The organism is Amycolatopsis silviterrae (assembly GCF_042684085.1).
Taxonomy (GTDB): Bacteria; Actinomycetota; Actinomycetes; order Mycobacteriales; family Pseudonocardiaceae; genus Amycolatopsis; species Amycolatopsis silviterrae.
In genome coordinates this window covers 13466-29452 of the sequence record NZ_JBHUKS010000027.1, presented here as the reverse complement: position 1 = coordinate 29452, position 15987 = coordinate 13466, and the positions used below count along the sequence as shown (strand labels likewise).

The following is a 15987-nucleotide window of genomic DNA, read 5'->3' as shown; positions in this document are numbered from 1 at the left end:
TGGGCGGTGGGTGCTTTCGTCGTTCGATGGCGACAGAGGTTGGCCACCAGGTGACGGGGCTGGGGGTTGCCGTTCGGTGGCGAGAGGTCCGGCGGCTGGTGGTTGAGTCGGTGTTGCCAGGTGGTGGCTGAGTTAGTTGCCGTTGAGCGGCCCCGGCCACCCACCCGGCGGGTGCTGCCGGTGGGTGGCGGGGAAGTGTGCCGGTCGCGGGCGAAACTTGGTCGTCGGGGGTTAGCGGCTCGCCGGTTCTGCTGGGCGGCGGGCGAAAGCCGGGGCGGATTCCCGGCGGATGCCTACTCCGATGAGGTACGCCGGGACGTACGAGAGTTTCGGGAAGCGCGTGAGGAGCGCGATTACCTGTCGCGGGGGTCCGTCGGCGCGGCCTGACATCACGGGGCCCATCACGCGGCGGTGGAGAAGGCGTTGCAGTCCCTGGACGGCGGCGGTCGGCAGGAGGCGACGGCGGCGGACGGCGGTCAGCTCCTTGGTGGTCGGCTTGCCTCGAAGGAGTGGGTCGGCCAGGAGTCGTGCGGCGGCTACTGCGTCTTGCACTGCCAGGTTGATTCCGACGCCTCCTACCGGTGACATCGCGTGGGCGGCGTCGCCGATGCAGAGCAGGCCGTCGACGTGCCAGCGGCGGAGGCGGTTGAGGCGGACGTTGAGGAACTTGACGTCGTCCATGGACTTCAGTTCGTGCACCCGGTCGGCGAATTCCGGGCAGGCCTCGGTGACGTCGCGGCGGAAGCTTTCGATGCCGGCGTCGTTGAGGTCTTTGCCTTTCGGGGCGATGTAGGCGATCTGGTAGTAGCCCTTGCGCGGCAACGGCACCGCGAAGCGGCGATGGCTCATCCTCGGCATCAGCGTGCCGTCTTGGTCCTCGGCGCTGCGGGAAAGGCGGAACCACCAGGCGTCGAACGGGGTGTAGTACTCGCGTGGGGTGAGGCCGGCCGAGCGGCGGGCCAGTGACCATCGGCCGTCTGCGGCGAGGACGAGGCTGGCCTTCAGTTCGCCTTCGGTTCCGTCGGCGGTGCGGTAGCGGACGCCGGTGACCTGCTTGCCCGAGCGGAGGAGGCCGGTCATCTCGGTTTCCATCCGCAGGGTGAAGGTCGGCTCCTTGAGCGCGGTTTCGGCTAGCAGGTCGAGGAAATCCCACTGGGGGACCATCGCGACATAAGGGCGGGGGACGTTCAGCAGCGACATGTCGGCGATCGTCAGCGAGGCGCCGTCGGCGGTCGGGAGTCCGACGGTGGTCACTTTGGTCTGCGGCAGCGCGGCGAACTTCTCGCCGAGGCCCAGCTCGTCCAGCAGCGCGAGGGTGGACGGATGGACGGTGTCGCCGCGGAAATCGCGCAGGAAGTCCGCGTGCTTCTCCAGCACGGTGACCTCGACGCCCGCGCGGGCCAAGAGCAGTCCCGCCACCATGCCTGCCGGTCCGCCGCCGACGATGACGCACCCCGTGTGCTCGGTCATTGTCCCCAGCTCCCTCTTATTCATCGTCTGTTGAATAACAGTGAGGATGCACCCTGGGCGGAGGGTGCGTCAAGTCGGCCGATGGGGTAGCGCGGGCGGGCGGCGGGGGCCGGTGCCGGGCGGGGAAGCGGGAACGGTCGAGTTTGGACGGAGTGCGGGGTGGGGAGTTTGCGTAATGGTGTGTGGTTTATGTGTGTCGATCTCGGGTGGTCGAGATCTGGGGGGTGGAAAGGTGCGGGCGCGGCTTTTTCCGGAAAGGGTTTTGAGCGGTTAGTTCGGTGGCGGAACTTATGTGTGGGTGTCGTAGCTGAGGGCGCGTGCGGGGAGGGTGAGGGTTGGGAATGGGTTGGAGGTAAAGGGGTTTCTTCGCGGGAGGGGTTCGGGCGGTGGGTAAGATCAAGAGCGGGGAGTTGTTCGGAATTCGCAGGTTTCTCGGGGATCGCCGGGCTTGACGTCTTTCACCCGCTCGGCCGCCTGGAGCGGTGGCGAACGTCACCGGGTGGACACTTTGTGCACCGGCGGTAGAGCCGGTCAGTGGCAACGGCTCCGCGGTAATCACCTTTTTGGCCGCGTTGCGAACGCGGCGAGTGCCCTAGCCTCACGGGGTGGATTTCGCCCCGGCCGCTCTGTCGCGCGCTCGTACTGTCCCGCCGGCCGACGCCGGCCGCGAACCGTGGGCGCCTCCTGAGCTGAGCCTGGTTTGCCTCGACATCGATGACACGTTGATCGACTGCACCGCCGCGATCCGCCGCACCCTGCACGCGCTCACCGGGCGCGACGACCTCTGGCCCTTGTGGGACTTGATCACCGAGGAGCACGTCGCGCTGGTGGTCGCCGGGAAGCTCGGGTACGACGTGATGCATCACCGGCGTACTGAATGTTTCCTCGCCGAACTGGGGATTTTCGGGGACTCCGCGCAAGTGAGCGCGTTCGAGGCGCGCCGGCGGGAGATTTTGGCGCGGTCCTGGCGGCTATTCGACGATGTTCTTCCCTGTCTTGAATGGCTGCGTGCCGCCGGGCTGCGACTTGCCGCGGTGACGAACGCCTCAGGTGTCCATCAGCGGAAGAAAATCGCGGAACTCGGGCTCGCGCCGTTTTTCGACCACGTCGCCATCGCGGGCGAGATCGGGGTCGCGAAACCCGATCCGATGATGTTCCACTCGGTGTGCCTGGCGCTGGACTGCCCGCCGGAGCGCACGGTGCACGTCGGGGACAAGCTCGACACCGACGCGATCGGCGCGTTCGACGCCGGCCTCGGGGCCGTCTGGCTCGACCGCGACGGGACCGGGCTTACCGGCGAGCGCGCGCCGGACGGGGTGCACACCGTGGCCGGCCTCGACGAGCTGCCTGAGCTGCTGGTTTCGGAGTACGCGACGGTCGGCGTCCCCGCCCCGCGCGCGGCGGGGACCCCCGCTGCGACGGTCCGCGGCGGGATGTTCTAGTATTTCTTCTCGTGCGGCACTGACCTGGGCAACCGGGAAAGTACCTCACTGGGGTATGGTGTAATTGGCAGCACGACTGGTTCTGGTCCAGTTAGTCTAGGTTCGAGTCCTGGTACCCCAGCTGCGGAGAGGACCCCCTCTCGGAAGTGCGAAATCGCTTCTGGTAAGTTCTCTCTCGCAAGAAAAGCCCCGGAAACGGGGAAGTTCCTAAGCCCCCGTCGTCTAGCGGCCTAGGACGCCGGCCTCTCACGCCGGTAGCGTGGGTTCGAATCCCATCGGGGGTACAGCTGGCCCGGTTGATCTTTTCAGATCGACCGGGCTTTGTTGCGTTTACCGGGATTGCCTGGGGCCGGTGTTGCGGGCGGGGCTGGTGGGGTTCTGTTTCCGGCTGGAAATGCGGGCTGTGGCTAGGGGCTGAGGCCGGGGGAGTCGCGGGCTGAACGAGGCCTGGGGTTGTTGGCGGCCAGGGGGGCGGGAGTGGCGAGTCTGCAACGCAAGGAGCGAGATTCTCGGAGCTACTGGCGGCCAAGGGCGGGGAGCGGCGGGTCTGGCGGGGAGAAGCGTGGTCCTGAGAGCTGCCGGTGGCCAAGCGCCGGGGAGCGGCGCACCCGCAGAGGCGCGAGCGAGATCCTGGGGGCTGGTCGTCAAGGTCGGGGAGTGGCGAACCCGCAGTGAGGCAAGCCATACCCCCGAGAGCTGCTGACGGTCAAAAGCTCACGAGCGCCAGCCCCACGGCGAGGCCAAAGATCCCAGCAAGGCTCACTCCTCCCGCACACCCCCGAACATCGCCGCCGCCGCGCGGCCGTTTGACTGGTTTTCTGTGACGTACGGGCGGAGTTCGGCCTCGTACTTGGCGAAAGCGTCCGGGTGCTCAGCCGTCGACAGGTGGCGGGCCAGCGACCGCGCGCCGAGCAGCGCCTGGGAAGTGCCCATCCCCGCAGCGGGTGCGGCGCAGTAGCCGGCATCCCCCAGCAGGGCGATTCGGCCGGTCGACCAGCGGTCCAAATGCACCTGCGCGCTTGAGCTGAAGTAGAAGTCCGACGCCCCCGACATCGCCTCCAGCAGGCGGGGAGTGTGCCAGGTGTCACCAGAGAAGGCAGCACGCGTCGCGGCTTCCTGGGCGGCTCGGGGGAGGCGGTCCAGCTCCCCGGAGGGGGTTCCGAAGGACAGGCTCACGGTGAGGCGGTCCGGGGCGGCTGAGTTGAACAAGTACACCGCGGTGCCGTTGGAGGTGCGGAGGAGTCCGTGGTGGTCCAGGTCTAGGAAGTTGGGCATGGTGAAGCCGGCGCCGGACAGGCCTAGGTGGTGGAGAGCGGAAGAGTGCGGGGTGAAGGCCAGCTGGCGGACTTTCGAGTACACGCCGTCGGCGCCGAAGACCAGGTCGTAGGTCTCGGTGGAGCCGTCGGTCAGTTGGGCGGTTACGGCGTCCTCAGTCTGAGCTAGCGACGTGATTGACGTGTCGAAGCGGTACTCGACGTGATCGGCGGTCAAGGCGTACAGCAGCTCGTTCAGAACCCGCTTGGGGACCTCTAGCTCGCCGGCGAAGGCTTCGGCGGGCAGTTGTTCTATCTGGACGCCGTCGCGGTCGACGATGGTGGTTCCGGTCATTTTCGTGTCGTGGTTGCGGATCTCGTCGAGGATGCCCAGTTCGGACAGGACATCGAGAGCGGCGCCGCGGAAATCCACGGCGTAGCCGGTGTGCCGGAGGGCGGGGGCGCGTTCGGCGATCGTCACGCGGTGGCCGGCGCGGGTGAGGAGTTCGGCGAGGGTGGTGCCGGCCACGCCGGCTCCGGAGATCAGCACGTTCATGGGGAGAGACCGTAGCGGGGTCTTGTCCATTTGGTCAAACCATATGGATGAACCATGTGGACAAGGGATCGGTTAGGCTGTGGTCATGGGCAATCGCGAGGATCTGCTGGCCGGGGCGAAGCGCTGCTTGATCGAGCGGGGCTGGGGGAACACGACGGTGCGCGACATCGCGGCCGCGGCGGGGGTCAGTCACGCGGCGATCGGGTATCACTTCGGGTCGCGGGACGCGTTGCTGACGCAGGCGCTGGTCGAGGCGGTCGACGAGCTGGGCGGGCAGGTCGCGGAGTCTTCGTTCGAGCTGTCTGGGGCGGGGTTCAAGCGGATGATCGACAGCTTCGGCGAGCACCGGGCGTTGTGGGTGGCTCAGCTTGAGGCGCTGGTGCAGGCGGAGCGGTCGCCGGACGTGCGCGAGCATCTCGTGCGGGGGTTGCGCGAGGCTCGGGCCGGGGTTGGCGGGGCGGTGCAGAGCGCGTTGGTCATCGGGCTGATGGTGCAGTGGCTGCTTGACCCGGAGGAGGCGCCGTCGGCGAAGGAAGTCACTGACGGGATTCGGGCGGTGGCGGCGGAAATTTAGACCCAGACCGCCTCGGCTGGGTTTCCGGCGGGTGGTTCGCCGCCTGCTTCGGCGAAGGCGGTGAGGGCGTCTACTAAGCCGCGGCGGGCCGTTTCGGGCATTTTTTCCACGATGGCGGCGATTTCGCGGCGGCGGCGGTGGGTGACGACGCGGACGATCCGGTCGCCTTCCCGGGTGAGTTCGATGACGACCTCGCGCCGGGACGACGGATTGCCCAATCGGGCGACCAGCGCGACGGCGACCAGGCGGTCGATCATCCGGCTCGCGGTGGACGGCGTGACGCCGAGATGTTCGGCGAGCGCGGCCTGTTTGAGCGGGCCGCGCGAATGCAGCACTACCAGCAGCCGGAACTGCGGCACCGTGATCAGGTCGCCCGCGGAGGCGATGGACCGCGCGGACACCGCCACGAGCAGCCGGGAAGCGGTGAGCACGGCTTCGGTGACCGCGTCGACGTCGTCGGGTACGTCGGTGCGGGCAGGAATCGGCGCGCGAGACATGCGACCAGTGTGCCGCATCTCGCGGCGGATTCCGCGCGATAACGGTGCTGGGCAACGAATCAGGGGGTAATCGGCCTAACCAGCTGCCCTGGCGGTTGAAAAAGAAACGACCCCGCCGTCCCGGCGAACGGGAGGCGGGGCCGTTTCGGCGCTTGCTCAGAGACCGGCGAAAGCCTGGTCCACGAACTGCTTGTGCTGATCCGCCCACTGCTTGGCGGCGGCCTTTTCCTGGCCCTTCGGGGCCTTCTGGATCGCGTCCTCGAGCGAACCGAGGTCCTCGTCCGACATCTTCAGCTTCTTGGCGACGCCGGCGAGCGCCGGGAAGTCCTTTTCGAAGCCCTTGCGGCCCAGCGCGTGGATCTGCTCGCCCTTGCCCATGGCGCCCTTCGGGTCCTTCAGGTCCTTGAGCTGGTAGCGCGAGTACGCCCAGTGCGGGTGCCACAGCGTGACGACGATCGGCTTCTTCGCCTTGATCGAGCTGTCCAGGGCGGCCAGCATCGCGGTGGTCGAAGAGTTCTGCAGGGTCATCGTGCCGTCGAGGCTGTACTGCGGGATCGCGTTCTTCTGCACGATGCCCGTTTCGCCCGCGCTGGCCTCGATGCCGGTGATCTTGCCGCCGAACATGCTCGCCTTGTCCTTGAGGTCGGCGATGCTGTTGACGTCGCTCACGTACTCCGGGACGGCGAGGTTGAGGGTCGCGTTGTCGTACCAGACGCCGAGGTCTTCGAGCTGGTTCTGGTACTGGTCCCAGTACTGCTTGTGCGTCGCGGGCAGCCACGAGTCGAGGAACAGGTCGACGTCGCCCTTGGCGAGGCCCGCGTAGATCGGGCCGACGTCGAGCATCTGCGTCTTGACCTTGTAGCCCTTGTCCTCCAGCACCGCCTGGTACAGGTTGGTGAGGGCGACGTCCTCGTCCCAGTTGATGTAGCCGATGGTGACGCTCTTGGCTTCCTGGCTGTTGCCCGACTGGGACTCCCGGCCGCCGCACGCCGCGGTGAGGCCGACCAGGGCCGTCACGGCGGCGCCCACGGCGAGAATCCGGCCGAAGCGTTTCGAAGTGCGCACTCGTTCGTCCTTTCTGATTGCGGAGTAAAGGGATCAGGCCGCGTCGGCCCGGCGAAGGGCGCGGCCCACCGCCGAACGCGCCCCCAGCGAGGAGGTGAGCCGGTCGAGGTAGATGGCCAGCACGACGACGCCGAGACCGGCGTTGAAACCCAGGTCCAGCTTCAGGCTCGTGACCGCGGCGTACACCTCGGCGCCGAGCCCGGGCGCGCCGACCATGCCGGAGATCACGACCATGGACAGCGACAGCATGATGATCTGGTTGATGCCGGCCATGATCGACGGCATCGCGAGCGGGATCTGGATCTCCCGCAGGATCCGCCCCGGCGGCGAGCCGAACGCCTCGCCCGCCTCGACCATTTCCGGGTCGACCTGGCGGATGCCGAGTTCGGTCAGCCGCACGCCCGGCGGCAGCGAGAACACGACGGTCGCCACCACGCCCGGCACCGGGCCGATCGAGAAGAAGAAAATGACCGGGATCAGGTACACGAACGCGGGCAGCGTCTGCATGAAGTCCAGCACCGGCTTCACGATCCGGCTCACTGTTTCGTTGCGCGCGGCCGCGATCCCGACCGGAACCGCGATCGCCACCGCGACCACGCCGGAGATCAGGACCTGCGACAGCGTCTGCATCGCGGACGGGAATTCGCGCAGGCTGTCGATGAGCGCGAACCCGATCGCCGAGCCGAGGCCGAACTTCCAGCCGCGCAGCCACCAGCCGAGCCCGGCGAACACCACGACCAGCACCGGCCACGGCAGCCAGGTCAGTCCCGAGGCGAGCCCGGTGACCGCGCCGTTGACGATCTTGTCGACGAAATCGAAGAACGGGCCGATATTGCCCTGCAGCCAGTCGATGATCGCCTTGAACCACGTGCCGACGGGAATCTGCGGCAGATCGCCGACGAGGACGTTGTCAGACACGGGCGCTCACCTCCTGTTCGTCGTTTTCTCCGGTGCTCAGCGCGTTCAGCAGCGCTTCGCGGGTCACCGCTCCGAGCAGCACGCCGTCCGCGTCGACCACCGCGAGCGGCGCGGGCGCGGACGCGGCGTGGCCGAACAGTTCGGCCATCTGGGTTTCCGGGCCGGTGCGGGCGGCGGACCGGTCGACGAGCCCGGCGATCGTCCCGCTGCCCCGGTCGGCGGCCTCGCCCACCGAACGGCGGTCGACCGCGCCGGCGAATTTGCCGTCCTCGGTCACCAGCACGCCGGAGAGGTCGTTCCGGCGCATCGTTTCCAGCGCTTCGGCGACCGTCGTGGCCGGGGTGAACGAGATGTCCGCCGGCGTCATCACGGCGGACGCGGTGAGCACCCGGGAACGGTCGACGTCGCGCACGAACTTCGCGACGTATTCGTCGGCGGGCGCGGTCAGCATCTCCTGCGCGGTCGCCACCTGCACGATCCGGCCGTCGCGCATCATCGCGATCCGGTCGCCGAGGCGCATGGCCTCGTTGAGGTCGTGCGTGATGAACACGATCGTCTTGCCCAGCTGCCGCTGCAGGATCAGGAGCTGGTCCTGCATCTCCTTGCGGATCAACGGGTCCAGCGCGCTGAACGCCTCGTCCATCAGCAGGATCTCGGTGTCCGCGGCCAGCGCGCGGGCCAGCCCGACGCGCTGGCGCATCCCGCCGGACAGCTGACCGGGCAACCGGTCCTCCCATCCGGTGAGCCCGACCATCTCCAGCGCTTCGGCGGTGCGTTCGCGCTGCCGCTCGCGCGGCGCGTTCTGCACGCTCAGCCCGTAGGCGACGTTCTCCGCCACCGTGCGGTGCGGGAACAGCGCGAAGTGCTGGAACACCATGCTCATCCGCCGCTGGCGCAGCTCGCGCACCTGCGCGGCGGACTTGTCGGTGAGGTCGATGTCGTCCACCAGCACCCGGCCGGAAGTGGCCGGGAGCAATCCGTTCAGGGTGCGCAGCAGGGTCGATTTGCCCGAGCCGGACAGTCCCATCACCACGAAAATCTCGCCGCGCTCCACGGTGAAGGAGGCGTCGATCACCGCCGCGGTCACGCCGGGCAGTGCCAATTCGGCGCGATCGGCGCCGTTCTCCAGCTCGCCGACCGCCTCTTCCGCCCGGCGGCCGAACACTTTGTACAGCTTCTCCACACGAACTATCGGCACAGTCGTCTCATGTTCTTCGCATTCGGGGTCCTTGCCGGGCGACATGATTGCATAGACCAACACTGAGCGGAGCCGATCGCGCGACCGGTTCACCGGCGACAGCCGGTTTTCGTGGCCCGGCACCCACTTTCGCCGGCGCTTCGCGCGCGGCCGCGGGACCCCGCTGCGGCGGCCGGGAAAAGACGGTGTGCGCTGGCGAAACCAGTCCGGATTCAGCGGTTCGCCCGACTGGATTACCCGTGGCCACGGTGCGTGGTGGTCACGTTCGCATAACAACCCGAAAGTCTGTTGTGGACCGTGCGTGGCCTGGGTGATCGCGGACACCCGGCGGCCACGCATGGTGCCGGACCGGACACGGCAAGGAAACCCCGGCGAGGGTGTTCGGAGTTGCTTGGGGGAACAGGTGATCGACCGGAGACGGGCGCGAGATGACCGGTGTGATCAGGAAAACGCGACGGTCTTGCCCGGATTTTCTTCGCTCTGCGCGGGTGCGGGCAGGCTGGGACAATGCCCGCTGCCGAGGGGCGGTTCCGCTGTGCTGGCGGCCGCTTCGCGGCCAGGGGGGCCCGAACGGGCAAGCGCGCCAACGGATCTTGCGGGCGGCCGCCGGAACGCTCTTCCGCCGCTTCGGAATCGGCTCGCCGTCCGTGCTCGGTGGCCGGACAGTGCCTTCGGCGCGGGAAAAAGGGGCAGAGATGCACCAAGCCCCGCCCGGGGAGAAGCCGGGCGGGGCTTGGCGTGGGTTCCGGAAAACCGGAGTTACTTCTTCTTCGCGGCCGAGGTGCGCTTGGCCGGAGCCTTCTTCGCGGTCGCCGTGGTCTTCTTGGCGGCCGGCTTGGCGGCGGCCTTCGCCCGCGTGGTGGTGGCCTTCGGAGCCGCCTTGGCCGCGGTGGCCTTGGTGGCGGTCGCCTTGGCGCGGGTGGTGGCCTTCGCGGCGGTGGCCTTGGCGGGAGCCTTGGCCGCGGTGGCGCGGGTGCGGGTGGCGGCCGGCTTGGCAGCGGTCGCCTTGGCGCGAGTGGAAGTCGTCGCCGTGGCGCGGGTCGCGGTCGCCTTCGCGGTGCCGGCGGTCGCACGCTTCACGGCGGTCGCCTTCGGCAGCTTCTTCGAGCCGGAGATGACGTCCTTGAACGTGGTGCCCGCGCGGAACGCCGGAACGTTGGTCTTCTTGACCCGCACGGCTTCGCCGGTGCGCGGGTTGCGAGCGGTGCGGGCGGCACGCGCGCGCTTCTCGAAGACACCGAAACCGGTGATGGTGACCTTTTCGCCCTTGTGGACGGTGCGGATGATGATGTCGACGAGACCGTCGACGGCTTCCGCGGCTGCCTTCTTGTCGCCGATGCGCTCCGACAGAGCTTCGATCAGCTGGGCCTTGTTGGCCATTCCAGTTCCTCCAACCAGAACTTGTTTTATACGGCCATACAGGCCGAACGCAGTCATTATCACCCATAGACTTCGCAAGTCCAATCGGGACCTGCCTTTTTCGTTGCCGTGCCGGGTAACCGGAGAGCGCGCGGGCGGGCCGGCGGGCGGGATTCTTTCACTGGCCGGAAGACCCGCGAGAGTGCTTGCGGCACCGGCAAAGTCGCATGTAGACACCCGTTGTCCTGCGGTTTTGCCTTTTCTTGAGGTTCGTCGGCGGCCCCGGGTGCAACCGCTCGGGGGACCCGTGAAGCCGTCCGACGGTCTACTGAGGACGATCGAAAACCGTGCGAAAAAGGCTGCGTCCCACGGGCGTGGCGGAGCGGCGGCTGGGCGGTGGCGGCGTTCCTGGGGCGCGCCGTTGGCGGTGCTGAGGTCCGTGCCGGGCTGGCGCGCGAGGCGGTCGATTGGTTCGGGGGCCGAGACTGCGGTGAAGGTTGGGTCGGGGGAATCGCGTGCCGGGGTGGGGACGGTTGCGGTGCCGGGTTCGTGTTGGGCTCAGCCGCGGTGTGGTTCGGGCGGAGTGCGTTGGCCGGATGCCGTGTCGGGTGCGGACGGTGGTGCGGAAAAGGCCGCCTCCCGCCGGGGCGGCGCAGCGGTGGCGGCGTTCTCGAGGTGCGTCGTCGGCGGTGAGGAGGTTCGTGCCGGGCTCGCGGCCGCAGCGGTCGATTGGTCCGGGGACCAAGACCGCGGCGATGACTGGGTCGGAGGAATCGTGCGCTGGGGCTGAGACGGTCGCGGCGCCGAGTGAAGGCGGCGGTGCGAAAAAGGCCGCCTCCCGCCGGAGTGGCGGAGAGGCGGCCCGGGGTTGGCGCGTGGTGGGAGCTGTCGGTCAGAGGCGTTCTTGGAGCGCGTCGGCGGCGGCGAGTAGGTCGGCCGCCCATCGCGCGCCCGGCTTGCGCCCTATGCGTTCGATGGGGCCGGAGACCGACACCGCGGCGACGACCGTGCCGGAGGAATCGCGCACCGGCGCCGAAACGCTCGCGACGCCCGGCTCGCGTTCGGCGACGCTTTGCGCCCAGCCGCGGCGGCGGACTTCGAGCAGAGTGCGCTCGCCGTACACCGCGTCCGCGAGGATCGTCCGCTGCGTGTGCGGATCCGACCACGCGGCAAGGACCTTCGCGCCCGAGCCCGCCGTCATCGGCAGCCGCGAACCGATCGGAACCGTGTCGCGCAAACCGCTCGGCGGTTCGGCGGTCGAAACGCACACGCGCTGCACGCCGTCGCGCCGGTAAAGCTGAACGCTTTCGCCGGTGATGTCCCGGAGCTTCGGCAGCACCGAACTCGCCGCGTCGAGCAACGGGTCGGTCGAACCGCCCGCGAGTTCGGCGAGCGCCGTGCCCGGCCGCCACCGCCCGTCCGGCCCGCGCCGCAGCAGGCGATGCACTTCGAGCCCGACCGCGAGCCGGTGCGCCGTCGCGCGCGGAAGGCCGGTGCGCGTGCAGAGTTCCGCCAGCCCGCACGGGTCCTCGGCGACCGCCTGCAGCACGGCCACGGCTTTGTCCAGTACTCCGATACCGCTATGCTGTCCCACGACGCGATACTATCTTCCCGCAGTGTGGGAAGTCCAGAATCTGGGAAAAACGAGACCCGGGCCCGCGGACCACCGCGGCTCGCCCCTCCTCACCGGCTTCGTCCGGGTTCCGTGCTCCCGGCCGATCCCGTGGAAGGAGCCGGAGATGACCAGCCCCACCGGCAAGGCTCGTACGCTGGCGGAAAAGGTGTGGGACAGCCACCTCGTGCGCCGAGGCGAAGGCGCCGAACCGGATCTGCTCTACATCGATCTCCACCTCGTGCACGAAGTGACCAGCCCGCAGGCGTTCGACGGGCTGCGGCTGGCCGGGCGGAAGGTGCGCCGCCCCGACCTCACCATCGCCACCGAGGACCACAACGTCCCCACGGTGGACATCGACCTGCCGATCGCCGACCCGGTGTCGCGCACCCAGGTCGACACGCTTCGCCGCAACTGCAAGGAGTTCGGCGTCCGGCTGCACCCGATGGGCGACGCCGAACAGGGCATCGTGCACGTGATCGGGCCGCAGCTCGGGCTGACCCAGCCCGGCACCACCGTGGTGTGCGGCGACAGTCACACCTCCACGCACGGCGCGTTCGGCGCGATGGCCTTCGGCATCGGCACTTCCGAGGTCGAGCACGTGCTCGCCACCCAGACGCTGCCGCTGCGGCCGTTCAAGACCATGGCGATCAACGTCGACGGCACGCTGCAGCCCGGCGTCACCGCGAAGGACGTGATCCTCGCCGTGATCGCCAAAATCGGCACCGGCGGCGGGCAGGGCTACGTGCTCGAGTACCGCGGCAAGGCCATCGAAGAGCTGTCGATGGAAGCCCGGATGACCATCTGCAACATGTCGATCGAGGCGGGCGCGCGGGCCGGCATGATCGCGCCGGACGAGACGACTTTCGCCTACCTCAAGGGCCGTCCGCACGCCCCGCAGGGCGAGGACTGGGACGCCGCCGTCGCCGCCTGGCGCGAGCTGCGCACCGACGACGGCGCGGAGTTCGACGCCGAGGTCCACCTCGACGCGGACCAGCTGACGCCGTTCGTGACGTGGGGCACCAACCCGGGACAGGGCCTGCCGCTGGGCGATTCGGTGCCGGACCCGGCCGCGATCGCCGACGAGAACGCGCGCTTCGCCGCCGAGAAGGCCCTGTCCTATATGGATCTGGAGCCGGGCACCCCGCTGCGCGAGATCGCGGTCGACACGGTGTTCCTCGGATCTTGCACCAACGGCCGGATCGAGGACCTGCGCGCCGCGGCCGAGGTGCTGCGCGGGCGGAAGGTGGCCGATTCGGTCCGGATGCTCGTGGTGCCCGGTTCGATGCGGGTGCGCAAGACCGCCGAAGAGGAAGGCCTGGACAAGATCTTCGCCGAGGCGGGGGCCGAATGGCGGCAGGCGGGCTGCTCCATGTGTCTCGGGATGAACCCGGACCAGCTCGCGCCCGGCGAGCGCAGCGCGTCCACCTCCAACCGCAACTTCGAGGGACGGCAGGGCAAGGGCGGGCGCACGCACCTCGTGTCGCCGCTCGTGGCCGCCGCCACCGCGGTGCGCGGGACGCTGTCCTCGCCCGCCGACCTGCCCGCCTGACTCCCGCCCGACTGCCCCGAGAGGAGCTACCACCATGGAACCGTTCACCCAGCACACCGGGGTCGGGGTCCCGCTGCGCCGGTCCAACGTGGACACTGACCAGATCATCCCGGCCGTCTACCTCAAGCGCGTGACCCGCACCGGATTCGAGGACGGGCTGTTCGCCGCCTGGCGCGCCCAGGACGACTTCATCCTCAACCAGGAGCCGTTCAAGAACGGCTCGGTGCTCGTCGCCGGGCCGGACTTCGGCACCGGCTCGTCGCGCGAGCACGCCGTGTGGGCGTTGATGGACTACGGCTTCCGGGTCGTCATTTCGTCCCGCTTCGCCGACATCTTCCGCGGCAACTCCGGCAAGGGCGGCCTCGTCGCCGCGCAGTGCGAGCAGTCGGATGTCGAACTGCTCTGGAAGCTGCTCGAGAACGAGCCCGGCACCGAGGTGTCGGTGGACCTCGAAGCCAAGACCGTGCGGGCCAAGGACTTCACCGCGCCCTTCCAGATCGACGACTACGTCCGCTGGCGGCTGCTCGAAGGGCTCGACGACATCGCGCTGACTCTGCGCCACGCGGGGGACATCGACGCCTTCGAGTCCGAGCGGCCTTCCTGGAAGCCCGTGACGCTTCCCGCCGCCACCTCCTGACCTGCTCCGCCGGGCCGGATTCCCTGCTCAGAAAGGGAATCCGGCCCCGGTAGGCCCCCTCTTCGCCCACGCCAGACGGCACCTCCCCGGACCGGAAAAGGGTCCTTCGGGAGGGCGGAACCGTTCCCGCCGCAAGGGAAAATTTCGCGTGCCGTTTGGAATTTGTGCTGTCTTGGTAATACCGTGTGCGTTAGCCGGCCGACCTGGCCGTGGACGAAGAGTTCTTCTTGGAGGGACTGGAATGGCCAACAAGGCCCAGCTGATCGAGGCGCTGTCGGAGCGCCTGGGCGACAAAAAGGTTGCTTCGGAGGCCGTCGACGGTCTCGTCGACATCATCATCCGGACGGTCAACAAGGGCGAGAAGGTGAACATCACCGGCTTCGGGGTGTTCGAGAAGCGCGCTCGCGCCGCCCGCACCGCGCGGAACCCGCGCACCGGCGAAACCGTGCGAGTGAAGAAGACGAACGTTCCGGCATTCCGCGCGGGCACCACGTTCAAGGACGTGATTTCCGGCTCGAAGAAGCTGCCGAAGGCCACGGCGGCGAAGCGGGCCACCGGCACCACCGCGCGCGCCACCACCACCCGCGCCGCCGCGACGACCGCGACGCGCAGCACCCGTGCCACGGCGGCGAAGCCTGCCGCCACCCGCACCCGCGCCACCGCGGCCAAGGCCCCCGCCAAGGCCGCCGCGGCGAAGACGACGACGCGCGCGACGGCCGCGAAGTCGACCACCACGCGCGCCAAGGCGACCGCGACGAAGGCCGCTCCCAAGGCGACCGCCACGCGGGCGAAGGCCGCCGCCAAGCCTGCCGCCAAGACCACCGCGGCAGCGAAGAAGACCACGGCCGCGGCCAAGAAGGCCCCGGCGAAGCGCACCTCGGCGGCCAAGAAGAAGTAACTCCGGGATTTCGTTGCTTCGCGGCAGGGCCCCGACCTCGGGTGAGGTCGGGGCCCTGCCGCGTTTTCTCGGCTTGATCGGCCGAACGGGGGGATCGGTGTGGTGGGGCCGGGTTGGGGAGGAGTGGCTGGGCTGGGGCTGAGCGGGCTGTGGGGGCTGGGTTTGCGGAGGGATGGGCGGGTTGCGGTTGGGCTTGCGAGCGGGGCTGGGTCGGCTGCAGGGCTGGGTTTGCGGGGAGAGCTGGGTTCGTGCGGGGCTGGGTCGGCTGCAGGGCTGAGTGTGCGGGGAGAGCTGCGTTCGTGCGGGGCTGAGTGGGCTGCAGAACCGGGTTTGCGGGAGAGCTGACCGGTGTTCGCGGGGGCTGGGTCGCGGGGAGGCTGGGCGGGCCATGGGGACGGATTCGCTGGCGAGAGGCTGAGCATGGTGCGGGGGCTGGGGTTCTGAGCTGTGTGCGCGGCTGGGCTGGCGAGTTGGCGTGGTGAGTGCCGGTCGCGGGGCTGGCTGGTCGGCGGGGTTGCTGAGCCGCGGCGGCGGGCCGGACGCGAAGAATCCGCTGCACGGCTGGGGTTGGCGCGACCCCTGCCCGGCTGGGCCGGGACAGCGGGAAAAACAGCGTTTCCCGAGGTCGGCGGCCTGCGGAGGCGGCAAAAGAACCCCGCCGAATTGCTGACGGGACAACAGCTCCGCCTGCGGGGATAGCGCCGGGGGAAGGTCCGTGAAGGACTCCTTGCGGGAATCAGATTCCCGCAAGGAGTCCTTCACGGACCGGTCCGGGAGCGCTAATCGGAAATCCCCGCCGGGGGTTAATCGGGGGCTCGGCTAAACCGGTCCGGGAGGTCTCGGACGTCGCTTATGCCGGACCCGCGGATAAGTGCTGAGCACCGCTGAGCAATACCGGTCTCTATAGAATCCGCGCCCCGCCGAATGGCGGACGTGCTAATGCGAAGGGCCCGGCA

Annotated in this window: 13 protein-coding genes and 2 tRNA genes; 7 read left to right on the top strand and 8 right to left on the bottom strand. The window is 68.9% G+C overall.

All coding sequences use genetic code 11. From position 1 onward, the window contains the following. Positions 1–231: 231 nt before the first annotated feature. The gene (locus tag ACFSVL_RS34010) at positions 232–1470 is read right to left on the bottom strand and encodes an FAD-dependent oxidoreductase (protein WP_378310154.1); all 1239 of its coding nucleotides are present in this window, start codon (positions 1468–1470) and stop codon (positions 232–234) included. Between the two features lie 605 nt (positions 1471–2075). On the opposite strand from ACFSVL_RS34010, the gene ACFSVL_RS34005 reads away from it, so the two are divergent. From ACFSVL_RS34005 to ACFSVL_RS33995, 3 genes are all read left to right on the top strand, one after another. After that, positions 2076–2912, top strand: coding sequence for an HAD family hydrolase (locus tag ACFSVL_RS34005; RefSeq protein WP_378310151.1), 837 nt, complete (start codon positions 2076–2078; stop codon positions 2910–2912). A 49-nt stretch (positions 2913–2961) separates the two neighbouring features. Beyond that, a tRNA-Gln gene (locus ACFSVL_RS34000) sits at positions 2962–3033 on the top strand. 90 nt (positions 3034–3123) lie between these two features. Beyond that, positions 3124–3196: transfer RNA gene (locus tag ACFSVL_RS33995), tRNA-Glu, on the top strand. Between the two features lie 475 nt (positions 3197–3671). Here ACFSVL_RS33995 and ACFSVL_RS33990 read toward each other — a convergent pair. Beyond that, on the bottom strand, positions 3672–4721 hold the full coding sequence (locus ACFSVL_RS33990; RefSeq protein WP_378310149.1) for an FAD-dependent monooxygenase: 1050 nt from the start codon (positions 4719–4721) through the stop codon (positions 3672–3674). Between the two features lie 85 nt (positions 4722–4806). Here ACFSVL_RS33990 and ACFSVL_RS33985 point away from each other — a divergent pair, with 85 nt between their 5' ends. After that, complete coding sequence (locus ACFSVL_RS33985) at positions 4807–5295, top strand: TetR family transcriptional regulator (RefSeq protein ID WP_378310147.1); 489 nt, start codon at positions 4807–4809, stop codon at positions 5293–5295. Here ACFSVL_RS33985 and ACFSVL_RS33980 read toward each other — a convergent pair. The 6 genes from ACFSVL_RS33980 to ACFSVL_RS33955 all read right to left on the bottom strand — a co-directional run bounded on the left by ACFSVL_RS33980 (position 5292) and on the right by ACFSVL_RS33955 (position 11926). Then, the gene (locus ACFSVL_RS33980; RefSeq protein WP_378310145.1) at positions 5292–5792 is read right to left on the bottom strand and encodes a MarR family winged helix-turn-helix transcriptional regulator; all 501 of its coding nucleotides are present in this window, start codon (positions 5790–5792) and stop codon (positions 5292–5294) included. The genes ACFSVL_RS33985 and ACFSVL_RS33980 overlap by 4 nt on opposite strands. Positions 5793–5948: 156 nt before the next feature. Further along, positions 5949–6857: a glycine betaine ABC transporter substrate-binding protein gene (locus ACFSVL_RS33975; protein ID WP_378310143.1), complete on the bottom strand. Its 909-nt coding sequence runs from the start codon at positions 6855–6857 to the stop codon at positions 5949–5951. A gap of 33 nt (positions 6858–6890) precedes the next feature. Continuing rightward, on the bottom strand, positions 6891–7775 hold the full coding sequence (locus ACFSVL_RS33970; RefSeq protein ID WP_354739274.1) for an ABC transporter permease: 885 nt from the start codon (positions 7773–7775) through the stop codon (positions 6891–6893). Next, positions 7768–8973, bottom strand: a complete 1206-nt coding sequence (locus ACFSVL_RS33965) for a quaternary amine ABC transporter ATP-binding protein (RefSeq protein ID WP_449224397.1) — start codon at positions 8971–8973, stop codon at positions 7768–7770. Before ACFSVL_RS33965 ends, ACFSVL_RS33970 begins: the two co-directional genes overlap by 8 nt. 759 nt (positions 8974–9732) lie before the next feature. Further along, positions 9733–10353, bottom strand: coding sequence for an HU family DNA-binding protein (locus tag ACFSVL_RS33960; protein ID WP_378310141.1), 621 nt, complete (start codon positions 10351–10353; stop codon positions 9733–9735). 871 nt (positions 10354–11224) lie between these two features. Continuing rightward, a complete protein-coding gene (locus ACFSVL_RS33955; RefSeq protein WP_009074079.1) occupies positions 11225–11926 on the bottom strand; it encodes an IclR family transcriptional regulator in 702 nt (233 codons plus the stop codon). 145 nt (positions 11927–12071) lie between these two features. Here ACFSVL_RS33955 and leuC point away from each other — a divergent pair, with 145 nt between their 5' ends. The 3 genes from leuC (at position 12072) to ACFSVL_RS33940 (ending at position 15031) form a co-directional block, all read left to right on the top strand. Further along, complete coding sequence (gene leuC, locus ACFSVL_RS33950; RefSeq protein ID WP_378310139.1) at positions 12072–13496, top strand: 3-isopropylmalate dehydratase large subunit; 1425 nt, start codon at positions 12072–12074, stop codon at positions 13494–13496. A 34-nt stretch (positions 13497–13530) separates the two neighbouring features. Then, positions 13531–14133 (top strand): 3-isopropylmalate dehydratase small subunit, encoded by a 603-nt coding sequence (gene leuD, locus ACFSVL_RS33945; protein WP_378310138.1) that lies wholly within the window; start codon positions 13531–13533, stop codon positions 14131–14133. Positions 14134–14374: 241 nt separating this feature from the next. Continuing rightward, positions 14375–15031: an HU family DNA-binding protein gene (locus tag ACFSVL_RS33940; protein ID WP_378310136.1), complete on the top strand. Its 657-nt coding sequence runs from the start codon at positions 14375–14377 to the stop codon at positions 15029–15031. The last annotated feature ends 956 nt before the right edge of the window (positions 15032–15987 follow it).

Excerpts from the sequence above, each read along its gene's own strand:
- ACFSVL_RS34010 (WP_378310154.1), bottom strand. The coding sequence starts at position 1,470 with ATGACCGAGCACACGGGGTGCGTCATCGTCGGCGGCGGACCGGCAGGC.
- ACFSVL_RS33990 (WP_378310149.1), bottom strand. The coding sequence starts at position 4,721 with ATGAACGTGCTGATCTCCGGAGCCGGCGTGGCCGGCACCACCCTCGCC.
- ACFSVL_RS33960 (WP_378310141.1), bottom strand. The coding sequence starts at position 10,353 with ATGGCCAACAAGGCCCAGCTGATCGAAGCTCTGTCGGAGCGCATCGGC.
- ACFSVL_RS33940 (WP_378310136.1), top strand. The coding sequence starts at position 14,375 with ATGGCCAACAAGGCCCAGCTGATCGAGGCGCTGTCGGAGCGCCTGGGC.
- leuC (WP_378310139.1), top strand. The coding sequence starts at position 12,072 with ATGACCAGCCCCACCGGCAAGGCTCGTACGCTGGCGGAAAAGGTGTGG.
- ACFSVL_RS33985 (WP_378310147.1), top strand. The coding sequence starts at position 4,807 with ATGGGCAATCGCGAGGATCTGCTGGCCGGGGCGAAGCGCTGCTTGATC.
- ACFSVL_RS33980 (WP_378310145.1), bottom strand. The coding sequence starts at position 5,792 with ATGTCTCGCGCGCCGATTCCTGCCCGCACCGACGTACCCGACGACGTC.
- leuD (WP_378310138.1), top strand. The coding sequence starts at position 13,531 with ATGGAACCGTTCACCCAGCACACCGGGGTCGGGGTCCCGCTGCGCCGG.